The sequence below is a fragment of the Arthrobacter echini genome (assembly GCF_008107445.1).
GTDB classification, from domain to species: domain Bacteria; phylum Actinomycetota; class Actinomycetes; order Actinomycetales; family Micrococcaceae; genus Arthrobacter_D; species Arthrobacter_D echini_A.
The window spans coordinates 145,493-161,346 of sequence record NZ_VSLD01000006.1 but is presented as its reverse complement, the minus strand read 5'-3'; the positions used below and the strand labels follow the sequence as shown (position 1 = coordinate 161,346).

The following is a 15,854-nucleotide window of genomic DNA, read 5'->3' as shown; positions in this document are numbered from 1 at the left end:
CCGTTCTAGGCCATGGCGTAGCTCAGCTCGGGGGCGGAGTCGAACGTGAGGGCGAGCGGTGCGTCGTGTCGCTCAGGCTCGGGCATCGACGGTAAATCATCGACTGCGCTCGGCTCGGCGTCTCGATCTTCGCTCTGGGTCATCGCCGGTGCACGATGGTCTGGGTCCTGCTCCGTCACCCGCCCTCTGAATTCGGCCAGGAGCGACCGGGCCTGGTCCACCTCGGTATCCAATGCCCCGAGAAGTCTGCAGGTCGTATCGAGGTACCGCTGCACGTCGTCGTCGGTGAACGGCTCGTTGTGCGCCCACAGATTGCGCACCTGGCGCATTTCACCTGCATAGGCGCGACCTTCCGGCGACAGATTGAAGGGGTAGCCCAGCTCACCGAGACGCTCGGTGAGCATCCGCAGTTGGACCTGCGGATCGGTGGCCTTGAGCTGCTTGGGCTCCCGGTGCTGAAGTTCGTCCTTGTGTTCCAAAATCCGCGGCCACTCCAAGCCTGGGACCACCTGCTCGATCGTCCGACCAATGACCGGTTCAAGCCCGTCGGCCATGATGTCGAGCGCGCGCCCGATGAACTCCCGATTTGATAGCCCCATGATGTCCCCTATTTCCCCAGCGGTGGCGTTCGTCACGTCACTGGGGAAAGCGTAGTACGAGGTCGTGACAGACCACACCGAAGCGTCGACATCGCAGCAATTGACGTCGCTTGTGCCGCTGGTTCTGTTTGACTTCGATATCGAATGTACGTAATGTGACTTCGATATCAGCTTCAAACAGGATGACTCCACTATCGATATCACTGAGGTGGGCCAGAATGACACTGCGAGGACAGGTCCGAAATGCCGAAGCCCTGGGCCGCATGCTCCAGCAGGGACGCATGCTCCACGGAATGAGCCAGCGGCAATTGGCCGAGCAGCTCGGCATCGGCCAGAAATGGGTATGGGAGATGGAGCAGGGGAAGCCCGGCCTGCTCACTGAACGACTCTTCGAGATGCTGCGCGCCACCGGCGTGCGCCTCTATGCAGAAGTCGACGAGCCGGAAGAGGATGCACATCCGTCGGAGCTTTCGAGCGATGAGTGAGCTACGCGTCGAGCTGTACGGGATCCTGGTGGGCCGGTTGACGGGCACGGACTGGCGGACCTTCGATTTCCGCGCCGACCGTTCATGCTTCGACCACTTCGACCTCGGCAGTACTGTTTTGTCCGAATCCGTTCCGCTCGAGCTCTCGGCGAACCGCACCCGAGCCTCACGCCGTCGAAATTTCTTCACAGAGCTGCTCCCCGAAGGGCGCATCCTCTCGAATCTCGCAGCACGGGTGGGAAGCCAGGAGTACGACACCCCCACGCTGCTCACCCACTTCGGACGCGATGTCGCGGGCGCCCTGCAGATCTGGGATCCCGAACGCCCAGGCGAGCCGCGCCGTCCCCGGACCGAGCGCCTGACGCCCGAGGGCATCAGGGAGTTGTTGCAGTCGACCTCGGCGCAGCCGTTGGCCAACAGTCCCCTCTCGGGGAAGACCTCCCTCGCAGGGGTACAGGACAAGATCGTCCTGGCACGGGTCGACGACGCTTGGCACCGCGTTCACGACGGATATCCGTCAACGCACATCATCAAACCTGCCCCACGCGATCACGCGACGATCATCTACGACGAGGAGTACGGCGCCCGAGCGGCCCGCGCGCTGGGGCTGTCCCGTAGCCGGACGTGGCTGGACGACTTCGCGGGCACCCCCGCCCTCGTCATCGAGCGCTTCGATCGATCAGCCTCCGCTCCCACGGGACGCATTCACCAGGAGGACATGAACCAGGTCCTCGGGGCCCACGGTAACGAGAAGTACCAGGAGCACGGCGGCAAGGTCAGTTTGCGGCGCATCGCGGACGTATTCCGCCGCGGTGGGGACAACGAGTCCCTCGAGCGCCTCCTCACGACGACCGTCCTCGCCGTCGCCCTCGGCAACCTCGATCTGCATGCGAAGAACCTGTCCCTGCTCCACCACCCCGACGGCCGCTCCGAACTCGCCCCCGCATACGACGTCGTGCCCATGCGCCACCAGCCCACGGACGGGCGGATGGCCATGTCCGTCAACGGCACCTACCGTCACACGGAGCTCACGCGTGCGGACCTCGTCGAGGAGGCAACCTCCTGGCGCCTCCGCTCGCCGGAGCCGCTCATCTCACGGGCGCTGGAGGCGCTGGAGACTTTCGCATCCTCCACCGAACCCGATCCGCGAGCGCACCCCGGGCTTCAGGAGGACGTGTTGGGCTTCACCCGGAACCTCCTCGCCGGGAAGCCGGTGGGCTAGCACACGCTATCGGGACGTCAGGGTTCCCCAGAGCCGTGAAGTCTTCGAGGGAGGCACTGAGGGCGATGCGAGCCCCGACCAGATCCGCCCGCTTACCCTCATGCTGAGCGCAGAACCTCGACCTCGCAGCGAAGCCCCGGAGCACGAGATAGCCGAGCGTCGGTGGTCAGCAGGAGAACATTCAACTCCTTGGCAAGCACCACGTAGGAGGCGTCGTACGTGGTCAGATTCTGCCGGAGCTCCCAGCATCGCGCCAGAAGTGGCAGGTGAGGGGCGCGACGGAGAGTAATCCCCCCCCAACACGAGGCGCCGCAGCACCGACAGCGCCTCGAGATCCACCAACTCGGGAGCACTCAGCACCTCGTGCCGCAGACGCTTCCGCGCGTGATCGCCGTCAGGTCCCTGATCCACGAGGGCTACGACGAGTACTCCGGCGTCAACGACTATCACGGTCAGCGCGCAATGCCTCGACCATCGCAGAGATCGGTGCGGAGCCGCCGTCGCCTTGCCCTGCCCGATCGAGAACTTCCTCCAGCGTGCGGCTCCCGGCCTCCTCGATGAGGCGTGAACGGAGGTACTCCTGCAGGGACTGGTGTGCTGCGCGTGCACGACGGCGAAGAACGGCGTGAGTCTCGGCCGGAACGTCCCTGATCTGGATGCTGGGCATGGCACCATTGTGGCGCCAAGGCGCTGGGGAGTAAACGCAAACGATGCCGAATCGAGGGAGTTCGAGCGTCGCGACACCGTGTCGCGGCACGTCACACCGGTCTACGGCAGGACCCGACGGGCAAAGACCCCGGATCCGAACACGCCGGGCCACCGAGACCGACGTAGCCGGCTCGAAATCCGTACTCAACCGCCCAGGATCGCGTCCAGTCCCACGACCTCGGCGTACTTCGCCTGCAGGTCGTACAGCGCCGACCGCTGTACGGCGTCGTCGCGATCGCCGACAGCCTCGCGCACCACGAGCGGCACGAAGTTGTGCTGCACGGCGTCCACCGCCGTCGCCCGGACGCAGCCGCTGGTACTCACGCCGACGATGATCACCGTGTCCACCTCCGCCGCGCGCAGTTGGTCGGCCAGATCCGTGCCGAAGAACGCGCTGGCCGACTGCTTCACCACCACAGTCTCCCCCGCAATCGGTGCAACCTGGGACATCAGCTCCCCCAGCGACGGAGTCTCCCCCGGTGAGGGACTGATCAAGAGGCGCAGCGCCGGGACCTTCCGCAGGAAGACGCCACCATGCTCGGCGTCGTCGAACCGGACCACCGTGTGGAACACCGGATATCCGGCCGCACGGGCCGAGGCGAGGACGGCCGCAGCGCCGGCCAGGCAGTCGTTCGACGGCAGGCACAGCGGACTCTCCTCGTCGAAGTACGCCCGCATCAGGTCCACGGCGATCACCGCCCGCCGCGGACCCGGTGTCAGTGCGCCGTCGAACCCTGACGAGAACCCACCCGAGGACTCAGCTGAGGACGCCGCATCAGGAGCAGCCACTACACCGCCAGCGGGGGCATCGGAGCCGGCAGTCCGGTCTCGGCGAGGCTGTTGGCCAGCAGATTCTCCATGGTGTCGCCCCGGTTGAACAGCGGCAGCGGCTCCTCGCGACCCTCACGCAGCGCATCACGCAATGCGGAGGTGGCTGCAGCGTCGAGGTCGCCGTCGTCGTCGCACACCACCCCATACGTGCGCGCACCCGCCTGCGTGACCAGGCCGCGCCGCACCTCCTTGCACACCAGCTCGGGGTCACGGGCCAACGGATCGCCCCAGCCGCCGCCACCCCACGTCACGAAGTGGAGGACGTCGTCCTTGCCGACGGCGACGTCGTGCACCTTGGACGGCAGTACCTCCCGGCTACCGTCCGCGCGGTCGATCCACTTGGTGCCGCGTGTTCCGGGCTCGCCGCCCTTCACACCCCACGGGTAGGTGAGCCAGCGGTCGTCGTGGATGGCGATGGTCCCGGCCTCCAGGAAGCGGTACGCGACGTCGACGCCGTTACCGCCGCGATGCAGGCCCGCGCCGCCGGTGTCCGGGATGGTCTCCCAGCAGTCGATGATCAGCGGATAGTAGCTCTCCAGGTACTCGCACGGGATGTTGACGAACGAGGGCCACAGCGAGTGGCCGTCCGGCCCGTCGCCCACCGGCCGGCCCGGGATACCGCCGAAGCCGATCGAGTAGAGCTGGAACCACTCGCCCTTCCGCTCGCCGGCGCTGTAATTCCCCGAGTACATGAAGTGCGGTGAGGAGGAGAAGCCGGCGGCGTTGAGCAGATCCGGGTTGGCCTGGCCGAGGAGCCCGCCGAAGAGGTCGAAGAGCCGGCCGATGCCGTGGTTGCGCCCGTTGAGGGCCGCCGGGTACGCCGGCTTCCAGAAGGAGTTCTCCGGAATCTCCACGTCCACCAGCGGGTAGAAACCGTCGTTCCAGAGGATCTGCGGATCGGCGACGGTGATCATGTAGATGCCGAAGAACATCCGGATCAGATTCTCGTTGATGTAGTAGTTGATGGGTCCCTGCGCCTGCGGAGCACTGCCCGTGAGGTCGATCAGCACCTTGTCGCCCGTACGCGTGAGCGTCATGGTCAGCTCGTACGGTCCGTAACCGCGGCCGTCGTCGTCGATGTAGTCGGTGAAGGAGAGCGGCTTGCCCTCCTCGAACACCATGGCCAGCAGCGCCTTCATGGCCCGGTAGTTGCGGTCCAGCAGGGCGTTCAGGGCGGAGGTGTAGGTGTCCACGCCGAACCGCGCGCACATCTCCTGCACGCGGCGCGACGCCGTGCGGCAGGCGGCCACGATCCCGTTGAGATCCGCCCGGTTCCAGTCGGGCTTGCGCACCTGGTTGAGGATGATCCCCAGCGAGGTGTCGTCGCGCTCGCCCTTCCGGTACAGCTTGAAGGGCGGGATGATCACGCCCTCCTCGAAGATGGTCCGCGCGTCCGTGGGCATGGACGCCGGGGTCTTGCCGCCGACGTCGGTCATGTGCCCGAACTGGGACGCCCAGCCCACGATCCGCCCGTCGAAGAAGATGGGCATCACCACCAGCCAGTCGTTCGCATGGCTGATCGCCGCTCCGCAGGAGTACGGGTCCGAGGTCATCAGGACATCGCCCTCCTCGATGGTCCCGTTGAAGTTGGCCAGGAAGTCCGGGATGGAGAGCCCGAACTGACCCACGATCATCTTTCCCTCAGGATCGGCGATCAGCGGGAACTCGTCATGCTGTTCCCGGATGCCCGGGGAGAGCGCCGTGCGGAAGAGTGTCTCGTCCATCTCGTAGCGGGCGCTGCGCAGGGCGTTCTCGATCAGGTCGAGGGTCACCACGTCCACGTCCACGGCGGTGAGCTCGGAGGTGGTGGTTTCGATCAGCTGTGCCATGGATCAGTCCTCACTGGTGGTGGACGAGGTGGTGGACGCAGTGGTGGTCTCGTCGAGGGGCCGGATGAGCAGGCTCCCGTGCTGGTGCACGGTGGCGGTGTGGCCCGGGAGCACCAGCGTGGTGGAGTCCATCTCCGCGATGACCGCGGGACCAGTGACCACATTCCCTGCGAGCAGCAGCTCACGGTCGTAGATGGACGCCTCCACCCGCTCCCCGGCCACGAAAATGCTGTAAGTAGTGCGCAGCGCCGCCTGCGGATCAGGGATGCCGGTCTCCAGGGTGACCGCCGCGACCTCGGGGCGGGGGCCGCTCACCGTGGCGCGGGCAGTGACGAGCTCGTGCTCGTTGTCCAGCAGGAACGCGAACAGCCGCTCGTGCTCGGCGTCGAAGCTGGAGCGCAGGGCCGCCAGGCCACCGTCGTCCGTGAAGGTTGCCAGGTCCACCCCGATGGGGATCTCGAAGCCCTGCCCGTGATACCGCAGATCCGCCGAGTAGGTGACGGTCAGCTCGTCCTCGCGCAGACCGGCGGCCAGCAACGACTCGCGCGCGGTGGCGGCCAGTTCCTCCAGGACCGCACGCACCTCGGCGTCGCCCAGCTCGCTGAAGCGCTTCACGAGGGTCCGGGCCGATTCGTCGCGCAGGCTCGTGGTCGCGTCCCCGTAGGCGCAGAGCACACCGGGCGACGGCGGGATGATCACCGGCCACGCACCGGTGAGCTTGCCGAGCGCATTGGCGTGCAGGGGCCCGGCGCCGCCGAAGGCCACCAGCGCGAAGTCCCGCGGATCGAAGCCCTGCTGGGTGGAAACGAGCTTCAGCGCGCCGTAGATGTTCTCGTTGACGATGTCGATGATGCCCTCGGCCGCGTTCTCGGCGCCGCCCAGGCCCAGGGCGTCGGCGATCGTGGCGACGGCGGTGGCCGCGGCGTCGACGTCGAGCGCTATCTCGCCGCCCGCGAGCTGCGCGGGCAGATACCCGAGCACCACGTTCGCGTCGGTGACCGTGGGTTCGGTACCGCCCTTCCCGTACGACGCCGGACCGGGTGCCGCGCCGGCGGACTGCGGACCCACGCGGAGCGCCCCCGTGAGTTGCGGGACGTGGGCGATGGAGCCACCGCCGGCCCCGACGGTGCGGACGTCCACGGAGGTGGCGCGGACCGTGAGATCGCCCACCGAGGTCTCACGGCCGATGCGCGGGGTGAGGTCCTGGACCAGCGCCACATCCGTGGAGGTGCCGCCCATGTCGAAGGTGAGCAGGTCCTTGAACCCCGCCTGCTCGGCGGCCCAGACCGCACCGGTCACGCCGCCGGCCGGGCCGGAGAGCAGCAGCGATACCGGGTTGTCCGCGGCGACCTTGCCCGAGACGAGCCCGCCGTCGCTGCGGAGGATGGACAGGGCGCCGTCGATACCCGCCGCCGTGAGTTTCTCCTCCAGACTGCCCACGTAGCGCGAGACCTGGCCCTGCACGTAGGCATTGGCCACGGTGGTGATGGTGCGCTCGTACTCGCGGAGCTCCGGCAGCACCACGGAGGACACGGAGACGGGGACGCCGGGCAGCTCCTCGGCGGCGAGCTCCGCGACGCGTGCTTCGTGGGCGCCGTAGGCGAAGGAGTTGATGAGGCTGATGCTCAGGGCCTCGATGCCGCGCTTCTTCAGGCGGCGGAGCTGGGTGCGGACGTCGTCGTCGTCGAGGGCTATGCGGACCTCACCGCTGGTGGTCACGCGCTCGGCCACCTCCACGGTGTCCTCGAGGTCCGCGAGAGGTTCCGGCTTGGGCCAGATGATCCACCCGGCCAGACCGCCGGGCACGAAGGAGCGGGCTATCTGCAGCACCTGCCGGAAGCCCTTCGTGGTCACCAGACCCACGCGGGCGCCCTTGTGCTCGAGGATCGCGTTGGTGGCCACGGTGGTGCCGTGCAGCACCTCGGTCACCTCCGACGTCGGCACACCGGCTGCCCGGCACACCTGCTCGATCCCGTGCAGCACGCCGATCGACTGGTCCTCGGGCGTGGACGCCGTCTTGAAGCGGTGGGTCTCCCCGGAATCCTCGTTGATCAGGAGGATGTCCGTGAACGTACCGCCCACGTCTACGCCGAGCCGAAACGCCATCAGGTCTCCTCTTGTGTACTGCCTCGTGAGCGTGGAAGCTCCCGGCCGCGCCCCAAAGGGGCGGGGTCGGGAGCCGGTGGGGCGGTGACGCCGGTCCGCCGGAACCCTAGGGGGAGAGCTCCAGCCGTGTGACCGGCATCACCGCTCCACTGCGAGCCAGCGTAGGGGTGGGGCCGTCCCGACGTCAAGACATTGCATACAACTTCACATGCATTCCCGGATTCTTCTTGACCGAGCGCGCTTTGAGGTGGCACGTTGTATACGTTCAGGGTGCCGCTACCGGCGACATCCCCTCGTCCCCGACCCGGAGGCCCGCCGATGACAGCCAGTGACACTCCCGCCACGGGCCCCCTCGCCGGCCTCCGCGTCGTGGAGCTGGGCCAGCTCCTGGCCGGCCCGTTCTGCGGACAGATGCTCGGCGATCTCGGGGCCGACGTCGTCAAGATCGAGGACCCGGCCACCGGGGACCCCCTGCGCCAGTGGGGCCGGCAGCTCCCGCAGGGCCAGTCGCTGTGGTGGTCCGTGGTGGGGCGTAACAAGCGCTCCGTCACCCTGAATCTCCGCGACCCCGAGTGCCAGGAGCTGGCCCGCACGCTGATCGCCGGAGCGGATATCGTGATCGAGAACTTCCGGCCCGGCACCATGGAACGCTGGGGCCTGGGCTACCCCGCCCTGGCCGAGCTGAACCCCGGGCTGATCATGGTCCGCGTCTCCGGCTTCGGCCAGGATGGTCCCTACTCCCAGCGCGCCGGGTACGGGGCGATCGGCGAGGCGATGGGCGGACTGCGCTACGTGGTGGGCGATCCGTCCACGCCTCCCTCGCGCGTCGGTATCTCCATCGGTGACACGCTGGCAGCCCTGTTCGCCACCATCGGAGCCCTCGCCGCCGTCCGCGAGCGCGAGGTCAGCGGCCGGGGACAGATGGTGGACTCGGCCATCTACGAGGCGGTGCTCGGCGTCATGGAGTCCCTCGTCCCGGAGTGGCAGGTCTCGGGCTACCAGCGCGAGCGGACCGGCGCCATCCTGCCCAATGTGGCACCGAGCAATGTGTACCCGACGGCCGACGGTACGTGGATGCTCATCGCGGCGAACCAGGACACCGTGTTCGCCCGCCTCGCCACGGCGATCGGCCGACCCGAGCTGGCCACCGATCCCCGCTACGCCACCCACGGCGCGCGTGGCGAACGCCAGGCCGAACTCGATGCACTGATCGGCGAATACACCTCCACGCAGGGCGCGGAGGTCCTCGAGGCCACGCTCGGTGAACACGGCGTCCCCGCGGGCAAGATCTTCCGCCCCGAGGACATGCTCACCGATCCCCAGTACCTGGCCCGCGAATCCATCACCGAGGTGGACCACCCCATCCTCGGGCCCGTGGCCCAGCAGAATGTCTTCCCGAAGCTCAGCCGCACCACCGGCAGCATCCGCTGGCCCGGCCCCGCCCTCGGCGAGCACACGCAGGCCGTCCTCGCGGAGATCGGGGTCGACGACGCCAGGCTCGCCTCCCTGCGCGAACGCAAACTGGCATGAGCATCCCCGGGCTTCCCCCGTCCATCCGTCTCGTGGAGGTGGGTCTCCGCGACGGCCTGCAGTCCGTCCCCGAGATGGTGCCCACCGCCGCCAAGCTCGAGCTGGTGCACCTGCTCATCGACGCCGGGGTGCGGGAGATCGAGGCCGTGAGCTTCGCCCACCCGAAGGTCCTCCCCCAGCTCGCCGACGCCGCCGAGCTCATGGCGGCGGTACCCCGCGTCCCCGGCGTGCGATACCGGGGGCTCGCTCCGAACTTCCGCGGCGCCGAGCGGGCGGTGGACTGCGGACTGGACGAACTCGTGGTGGTCGCCTCCGCGGACGAGGCGGTGAGTCTGAAGAACCAGCGCCTGGGCACCGACGAGATCCTCGCCGACATCGCGCGGATCGGGGTACTCGCCGCCGACGCCGGCACGCGGTTCGTCGTCGCCGTCGCCTGCGCGTTCTTCGCTCCCGCCCGGGGTCCCGTGACCCGAGAGGAGCGCCTGCGGGTGGTGCAGGCAGCGGTCGACGCCGGTGCCGGCGGCGTCTATCTGGCCGCGACCTCGGGTGAGGAGGAACCCGGGGAGATCTTCGACGGCATCGCCGAGGTGCGGAGCCTGCACCCGGGGCTCGACGTCGGCGTCCATCTGCACAACCGCAACGGCTTCGCACCCGCCAACGCACTGGCGGCGATGCTGGCCGGTGCCACCTGGCTCGAGGGCTCCTTCGCGGGGCTCGGCGGGGATCTGTGGTTCCCCGGGGATCCCTCTGTGCTCGGCAATGCGGCTCTCGAGGATCTGGTGCACCTGTGTGACGGGCTCGGCATCGCGACCGGGATCGATCTGGAGACGTACATGCTCGCCTCGCACCGGATCGTGGAGCTCACCGGTCGGGCGTCGTCGTCCTTCGTCTCCCGCGGCGGGACACGCGCCGGGTTGGCTGCGGCGAGCTGGCCCGACGCGCTAGCGTGAGCACGGTGAACAGCACGCCCTCCGACGCACCCAGCCGCGACGCTGCCGCTCGTGCTGTACCCGACCGCGATGTGAGCGCCTACGGGCAGGTGCGGGCCATGATCGCCTCGGGCGAGCTGGCCGCGGGCGCCTGGCTGCGCGAGACCACCCTGGCGGACCGCATCGGCGTGAGCCGAACCCCCATCCGTGAGGCCCTGAACCGCCTCGCCGCCGAGGGACTCGTGGACCTCAGCCGCAACAAGGGCGCGCAGGTGGTGGACTTCTCCACCGAGGACGTGGCCGGTCTCTACGACGTCCGTTCCGGATTCGAGCCCCACGCCGTACGGCTCTCCGTGCCCCACCTGACCGACGACGACGTCGCCGAACTCGCCTCCCTGAGCGTGCGGATGGAAGCCGTGGTGGCCAATGGTGGCGACATGGACGGGCTCAGCGCCCTGAATGCCGCCTTCCACGGCATCTTCATCGAGCGGTGCGGCAACCGGCACGTGGCCACCGCACTGCAGGCCGTGATGCGCCCCGCCGTCGTCGCGCACACCTTCCGCAAGTACAGCGAGGCAGCGCTGCGCCGCTCCATGCAGCATCACGCGGAGCTCGTGGCAGCGGCCGACGCGCGCGACGGCGAATGGGCGGAAGCCGTGATGCGCACGCACATCCTCGCGGCGCGCAACGCGGCGGGCGACGCTCCCTCCCCACGGTAGGGCCGCCCTGCTCCATCACCCACCGGGTCCAGGGCGCACCGAAGCTGGGCTTGCGGGTCCTGCACCGTACCGAACCGGGGCTTTCGGACCCCGCACCGTCGTGTCGCGGCAGGACACGCCGCCTTCCGGCTCGCCCCTGCCATCGAAAGCCCCCAGGTCGTACGGCCGAATTCAGCAGTCGCAGTGCGGCACAACAGAAGAGACCCACCCGATAACGAGTGTTGACAGCCGGTGTGGCGACGTTAGGCTTCTACAGGCCCAGGAACCGGGTGGATGTCAAGGACGTTCGATCATGGGGCGGGCTATTGGAAGGCGAGGCGATGTGGTGTACGAACGGAGCCTGCGCGTGATCCGACGGGCCGGCGTCGTCGCCGCCCAGACCCTGGTCTTCGTCCTCCTCTGGGTCGGCCTCGCACTGCTCATCGCTGCCATCGGGATCCGATTCTTCTGGGGCGAGATCTCCGTGGGCCAGATGCTCCTGAATCTCACCTCGCTGGAGACCGACGGCGGGGGCGGCGCCGTCGTCTGGATGGGGATCATCGGCGTCGGCGTGGTGCCCCTGCTGCTCACCGCAGGCATCGCCCTGTGGTGGTATCTCCGGCGCCGCACCCGCCGTCGCGCCGGGTACGCCGTACGTCCTCGCCGCTCGCAGTGGGTCACGCGAACGGTCGCCACGGCGCTGGTTGCCGCGGTGGTCGTCGGCGGCACCACGGCCTTCGCCGACACCGTGAACCTCGGGAAGTACATCCAGGCAGCCAACTCCGACTTCGACATCGGCGACTACTACGCGCAGCCCGTTATTACTGACGACGCGGGCAAGCGGAACCTCGTCCTCATCTACCTCGAGTCCGGCGAGGCCACCCTGGAGGACGACCAGCTCTTCGAGAAGGACGCCTTCGCACCCCTGAAGGATGCCACGAGGGCCTCCGACGGGTGGCAGAGCATCGAGGACCTCCAGCAGTACAGGAGTGGGGGCTGGACCATGGCCGGCCTCACCTCCACCCAGTGCGGCGTGCCGCTGCGCCCGGCCGGGAGTTCCGACAGCAGCAGTGTCTCCGACAAACCCAGCGACGACGTCGAGACGTACCTCGGCGGAACCACCTGCCTGGGTGACGTGCTGGGAGACCACGGCTACACCAATGTCTTCCTGGGTGGTGCGAACGCACGCTTCGCCGCGAAGGACACGTTCCTGCGCACCCACGAGTACTCCGTGGTGAAGGGCCTCACCGACTGGCGCGCCGCGGGCGAACCCGAGACGAGCTTCCGCAGCGACTGGGGCCTGAGCGACGAGCGCCTCATGTCCAATGCCGCGACCACCGTGGACGAGCTCCACGCGGAGTCCGAGCGGACCGGTGAGCCGTTCAACCTCTCGGTACTGACCCTGGACACCCACGAGCCCGTGCACGTCTACGATTACTGCGATGTGGACACGCAGGACGCCGTCACCTCCGTCTTCTCCTGCTCCATGACCCAGGTGGCCGGGTTCGTCGACCACCTGGAGGCCAGGGGTTATCTCGAGGACACCGCCGTGGTGATCATGGGCGACCACCTGAAGCACATGAGTGCGGGTGATGCCTTCCACGAGCAGTTGGACGACCACCCGAACCGCACCGTCTTCAACCGCATCTGGGTGCCGGGCGCCGAGCCGACCGGCACGGTGCGCCCCCGCGTGGACCAGCTGAACCTGTACCCCACCATCCTCGAAGCGGCCGGACTGACACTGCAGGACGGCGCAGCCGGCCTGGGCGTCTCCGCCTTCACCTCCGACATCCCGACACATTCGGCGCAGGCACTGGACCCGGACACCTATGCCGGGCTGCTGGAGTCCCACTCACCGCAGTTCTTCGCGGAGGCCTGGGCGGGCGAGGACGCCACGCGGTAGCACACGCCGGGTGAGTCATGGGCCGCGGCTACCCGCCGGGTAGACCACGCCGAGGCAGCACGCAACCACATCTTCGCGCGCAAGCTGTGCTCCCGATCCGTCGCGATCGTGCAGTACGGTCGGACAACCATCATCTTCCAGGTCTCAGGAGTTCCCATGAAGAAGACGTCCATCGCCCTTGCCACCTCAGCCGCAGCGGGCCTCGCCCTGTTCTCGGCCTCACCGGCCCTCGCGGTCGGCCTGCCGTTCGAGAACTGCACGGCAGCCGAGAACGTCGGGGTCTACAACATCCCGATGAACACCCCCGGCTACCAGCCCAAGCTGGACGCGGACAACGACGGGTTTGGCTGTGATGCCGCCGGCACGCCTGCCTACGATGCAAACGCAGTCGCTCTCATCGTCGCCCAGAACACGCCCACGACTCCGCCGGTCACGCCCATGCCGCAGCCCCAGCCCGAGGTGCAGCAGATGGGCCAGATGCCGGTGGGTGGTGCCGATACCGGCGTCGCGCAGGCTCCGGCAACCAACGACGCCGGGGCCCTCGCCCTCGGAGGCGGACTGGTCCTCGCAGCACTCGGCGGTGCGTTCGTGGTGCGCCGTCGGGCAACCGCCTGAGCGAGAACAACACGCACGACGATGCCCGGCACGCACTGTGCCGGGCATCGTCGTGTCCGGGTGCCGAAGGTCCGGCCGCGCCCCGCAGCCTTCGGACAGCGCCGCCGATCAGCCTGCGTTCGGCAGGCTGACCTCCACGGTCCCCGCGACGATCCGCGTCTCGAAGGACGGCTGCGGCGACGTGGCCGGACCGCGCAACACTTCGCCGTTCTTCAGCGAGAACATGCTGTTGTGCCAGGGGCAGGTGAGGCAGGGATCGCCGTCGTCGTAGCTGACCGTCCCCTCGTCCAGAGGCGCGGAGAGGTGGCTGCAGGTGGCGGAGAGCACCGACACCTCGTCGCCCTGACGGAAGACCACGAGGGGAACCTCGCCGAGCACCCGCTTCTCGAGCCTGCCGTCCGGCAACTCGGCGAGCGCTCCGATGGCGTGCCACCCCGGTTGCACCCGGTGCGGCACATCCTCCGAGTGGTTGGCCCCCAGCGCCTGCCTGTACGCCATGTGACCGCCGAGGAATCCTCCGGCGGAGACCACCACGAGCCCCGTGTACGAGAGCACCTTGCCCGACTTGCCGCGCAGCCGCTGCACCAGCGACAGCGAGTAGAGACCGACGGCGACGGCGTTCGCGGCGGCGTGGACCACGCCCACCCGCAGCTGCTGCTCGTGCCCTTCGGACCAGTCGGTCCATCCGCTGAGCGCCGTCGGTGCGGCGCTCACCACACCGGTACCGATGAGGATCGCCGATGCCGCCTTCGAGCCGGGCACTGCGTCCAGGACGGCAGCCGACAACCAGGTACCGGTCGGCACGAGGACCATCAGCGGATGCAGCGGGTGCCCGATCGGCACGCCGTGCAGGATGTCGCGAACGGCGCCGGGCTTGATGACGGCCTGCACCAGATCGCGCATCGGGTTCGCCACCGTATCCAGCCAGGTGGCGTTCTCGAGCTTCTCGACGGATTTCAGGGGTCGAAGGGTCTTCATGGTGTCTCCCGGGGTCCTGGGGCGAAGCGGCATGTTCAGTTGTCCGAAGCTTACTGAGGATTTGCCGCCGGCGGTCGGTCATCTGCCGTCGTCCGGCCGTCTTCCCAGCACGATGCGGTCCCGCCACGCGCCGGTGGACCACAGGGCCCACACCACGAGGACCGGCTGGAAGAAGAGGCGGGCGAGGCGGGCGCCGTCGGATTCGAGGCCGAAGGCGCTCACCCCCTCCACGTACTGGGCGATGTTCCCGGGAAAGACCGCCACGAAGAACCCCGCAACCACCCAACCGATCGGCACGCGGTACCGGCCGAGGGTGATCAATGCGGCACCGAGAAGGAGCTCCACGACACCCGACACCACGACGACGACGTCCGTGTCCAGCGGGAACCAGGACGGCACCTGCGCGGCGAAGGCCTCCCTCCCGACGGTGAGATGCGCGGTTCCGGCCACCATGAGGAATGCCCCGAGGGCCATGCGTGCGACGGTTCGGAGTGGGCCGGTGTGCGGGGGAGACGTCATCCGGCGGAGCGTAGCACCGGAACGAGGCGTCATCCGATAAAATCGACCTACCCAGGAAGTCGACGAAGGAGATTGTCATCGCCCCCCGGAATAACACCAACGCCCGCCTGCGTGCCACGCTCGCCATCCTGGCCGACCACCAGGCGTCAGGGTCTGGCGCCGCCCCCAGCGAGCTGCTGTCGCAGGTTGTTGCCGAGGTCCCATTCGACGACAAGGAAGCCGAGCTTCTCTCAGGCGGGATCCCCCGCGGTTTCAAGGCACTGACGACGGCGACGGCGAAGCTCGTCAAGGCCGGGTGGCTCGTCAAGGGCCGCAACGGCTGGACCGCCACCGAAGAGGGCGCTCGCGCCGTCGCGGCCTTCCCCGACGCCGACCGGTTCGCCAACGCCATGCTCACCGGCGAACCCGTGCCCGAGCAGCCCTCCTCCGTGGAGCACGCACCCCTGTCCCCCGAGCAGCTGGGAGAAGAGGCGCAGTCCACGCCTGCCGAGGACCCCACTCCACCGGATGTCGCCGTCGACCTCTCGTCCGCGGAGGCTGACTCGCCTATGGACGACGCCTGGCATGACCAGCCTCAGTCCGTGGCCCTCTCCGGCGATTTCGATCCCGTCTTCGGCGACGCAGGCCACTGGTCCACCGACCTCCGCGAGCTGCAGCTCTCCTACGACGCCGCGGCGAACTCCTGGCAGCAGACCCTGCAGCTGCCTGCCGGCACCTACCAGTACAAGGTCCTGGTCAACGGCTCCTGGGACGAGAACTACGGCCGTTTCGGTGTCCGCGACGGCGCCAACCACGAACTCCACCTGCTCTCCGACAGCGCGGTGACGTTCCGGTTCGACTACTCCTCGAAGGACATCGCCACCTCCTGACCCCAGGCCGATTCGGTGCGCGCCCTGCCGGCG

General features: G+C 68.4%; 15 protein-coding genes. 8 read left to right on the top strand and 7 right to left on the bottom strand.

The features are described 5' to 3' along the window. Positions 1 to 5: 5 nt before the first annotated feature. On the bottom strand, positions 6 to 635 hold the full coding sequence (locus FQ377_RS12175) for a Swt1 family HEPN domain-containing protein (RefSeq protein ID WP_148601532.1): 630 nt from the start codon (positions 633 to 635) through the stop codon (positions 6 to 8). Between the two features lie 146 nt (positions 636 to 781). Here FQ377_RS12175 and FQ377_RS12170 point away from each other — a divergent pair, with 146 nt between their 5' ends. Further along, entirely contained in the window at positions 782 to 1,084 is a 303-nt protein-coding gene (locus FQ377_RS12170) for a helix-turn-helix domain-containing protein (RefSeq protein ID WP_316245928.1), read from the top strand. Then, positions 1,077 to 2,306, top strand: coding sequence for a type II toxin-antitoxin system HipA family toxin (locus FQ377_RS12165; RefSeq protein ID WP_148601530.1), 1,230 nt, complete (start codon positions 1,077 to 1,079; stop codon positions 2,304 to 2,306). Before FQ377_RS12170 ends, FQ377_RS12165 begins: the two co-directional genes overlap by 8 nt. 436 nt (positions 2,307 to 2,742) lie before the next feature. Here the strand turns inward: FQ377_RS12165 and FQ377_RS12155 are convergent, their stop codons facing one another. The 4 genes from FQ377_RS12155 to FQ377_RS12140 form a co-directional block, all read right to left on the bottom strand. Continuing rightward, positions 2,743 to 2,973 carry a FitA-like ribbon-helix-helix domain-containing protein gene (locus FQ377_RS12155; RefSeq protein WP_148601529.1) on the bottom strand — a complete coding sequence of 77 codons (231 nt, stop codon included), beginning with the start codon at positions 2,971 to 2,973 and terminating at the stop codon, positions 2,743 to 2,745. A 185-nt stretch (positions 2,974 to 3,158) separates the two neighbouring features. After that, positions 3,159 to 3,803 carry an isochorismatase family protein gene (locus tag FQ377_RS12150; protein ID WP_148601528.1) on the bottom strand — a complete coding sequence of 215 codons (645 nt, stop codon included), beginning with the start codon at positions 3,801 to 3,803 and terminating at the stop codon, positions 3,159 to 3,161. Beyond that, positions 3,803 to 5,674, bottom strand: coding sequence for a hydantoinase B/oxoprolinase family protein (locus FQ377_RS12145; RefSeq protein ID WP_148601527.1), 1,872 nt, complete (start codon positions 5,672 to 5,674; stop codon positions 3,803 to 3,805). The genes FQ377_RS12150 and FQ377_RS12145 overlap by 1 nt, the downstream gene beginning before the upstream one ends. Before the next feature lie 3 nt (positions 5,675 to 5,677). Next, a complete protein-coding gene (locus FQ377_RS12140; RefSeq protein WP_148601526.1) occupies positions 5,678 to 7,780 on the bottom strand; it encodes a hydantoinase/oxoprolinase family protein in 2,103 nt (700 codons plus the stop codon). Positions 7,781 to 8,098: 318 nt separating this feature from the next. Here FQ377_RS12140 and FQ377_RS12135 point away from each other — a divergent pair, with 318 nt between their 5' ends. From FQ377_RS12135 to FQ377_RS15005, 5 genes are all read left to right on the top strand, one after another. Continuing rightward, on the top strand, positions 8,099 to 9,310 hold the full coding sequence (locus FQ377_RS12135) for a CaiB/BaiF CoA transferase family protein (RefSeq protein ID WP_148601525.1): 1,212 nt from the start codon (positions 8,099 to 8,101) through the stop codon (positions 9,308 to 9,310). Continuing rightward, positions 9,307 to 10,260 carry a hydroxymethylglutaryl-CoA lyase gene (locus tag FQ377_RS12130; RefSeq protein WP_148601524.1) on the top strand — a complete coding sequence of 318 codons (954 nt, stop codon included), beginning with the start codon at positions 9,307 to 9,309 and terminating at the stop codon, positions 10,258 to 10,260. The genes FQ377_RS12135 and FQ377_RS12130 overlap by 4 nt, the downstream gene beginning before the upstream one ends. A 5-nt stretch (positions 10,261 to 10,265) precedes the next feature. Further along, entirely contained in the window at positions 10,266 to 10,958 is a 693-nt protein-coding gene (locus FQ377_RS12125; RefSeq protein ID WP_148601523.1) for a GntR family transcriptional regulator, read from the top strand. A gap of 325 nt (positions 10,959 to 11,283) precedes the next feature. Beyond that, positions 11,284 to 12,840 carry an LTA synthase family protein gene (locus tag FQ377_RS12120; RefSeq protein ID WP_262364433.1) on the top strand — a complete coding sequence of 519 codons (1,557 nt, stop codon included), beginning with the start codon at positions 11,284 to 11,286 and terminating at the stop codon, positions 12,838 to 12,840. Positions 12,841 to 12,996: 156 nt separating this feature from the next. Continuing rightward, positions 12,997 to 13,455, top strand: coding sequence for an excalibur calcium-binding domain-containing protein (locus FQ377_RS15005; protein ID WP_222861871.1), 459 nt, complete (start codon positions 12,997 to 12,999; stop codon positions 13,453 to 13,455). 108 nt (positions 13,456 to 13,563) lie between these two features. Here the strand turns inward: FQ377_RS15005 and FQ377_RS12105 are convergent, their stop codons facing one another. Beyond that, positions 13,564 to 14,433, bottom strand: a complete 870-nt coding sequence (locus tag FQ377_RS12105) for a Rieske (2Fe-2S) protein (protein ID WP_148601521.1) — start codon at positions 14,431 to 14,433, stop codon at positions 13,564 to 13,566. A 78-nt stretch (positions 14,434 to 14,511) separates the two neighbouring features. Further along, entirely contained in the window at positions 14,512 to 14,952 is a 441-nt protein-coding gene (locus FQ377_RS12100; RefSeq protein WP_148601520.1) for a DoxX family protein, read from the bottom strand. Between the two features lie 389 nt (positions 14,953 to 15,341). On the opposite strand from FQ377_RS12100, the gene FQ377_RS12095 reads away from it, so the two are divergent. Continuing rightward, positions 15,342 to 15,821 carry a pullulanase X25 domain-containing protein gene (locus FQ377_RS12095; protein WP_148601519.1) on the top strand — a complete coding sequence of 160 codons (480 nt, stop codon included), beginning with the start codon at positions 15,342 to 15,344 and terminating at the stop codon, positions 15,819 to 15,821. Positions 15,822 to 15,854 lie beyond the last annotated feature (33 nt).

Bases quoted from the DNA above. Each gene is read 5' to 3' on its own strand.
- FQ377_RS15005 (WP_222861871.1), top strand. From the start codon at position 12,997: ATGAAGAAGACGTCCATCGCCCTTGCCACCTCAGCCGCAGCGGGCCTC.
- FQ377_RS12095 (WP_148601519.1), top strand. From the start codon at position 15,342: ATGCTCACCGGCGAACCCGTGCCCGAGCAGCCCTCCTCCGTGGAGCAC.
- FQ377_RS12155 (WP_148601529.1), bottom strand. From the start codon at position 2,973: ATGCCCAGCATCCAGATCAGGGACGTTCCGGCCGAGACTCACGCCGTT.
- FQ377_RS12145 (WP_148601527.1), bottom strand. From the start codon at position 5,674: ATGGCACAGCTGATCGAAACCACCACCTCCGAGCTCACCGCCGTGGAC.
- FQ377_RS12105 (WP_148601521.1), bottom strand. From the start codon at position 14,433: ATGAAGACCCTTCGACCCCTGAAATCCGTCGAGAAGCTCGAGAACGCC.
- FQ377_RS12135 (WP_148601525.1), top strand. From the start codon at position 8,099: ATGACAGCCAGTGACACTCCCGCCACGGGCCCCCTCGCCGGCCTCCGC.
- FQ377_RS12130 (WP_148601524.1), top strand. From the start codon at position 9,307: ATGAGCATCCCCGGGCTTCCCCCGTCCATCCGTCTCGTGGAGGTGGGT.
- FQ377_RS12165 (WP_148601530.1), top strand. From the start codon at position 1,077: ATGAGTGAGCTACGCGTCGAGCTGTACGGGATCCTGGTGGGCCGGTTG.
- FQ377_RS12140 (WP_148601526.1), bottom strand. From the start codon at position 7,780: ATGGCGTTTCGGCTCGGCGTAGACGTGGGCGGTACGTTCACGGACATC.
- FQ377_RS12100 (WP_148601520.1), bottom strand. From the start codon at position 14,952: ATGACGTCTCCCCCGCACACCGGCCCACTCCGAACCGTCGCACGCATG.
- FQ377_RS12170 (WP_316245928.1), top strand. From the start codon at position 782: ATGACTCCACTATCGATATCACTGAGGTGGGCCAGAATGACACTGCGA.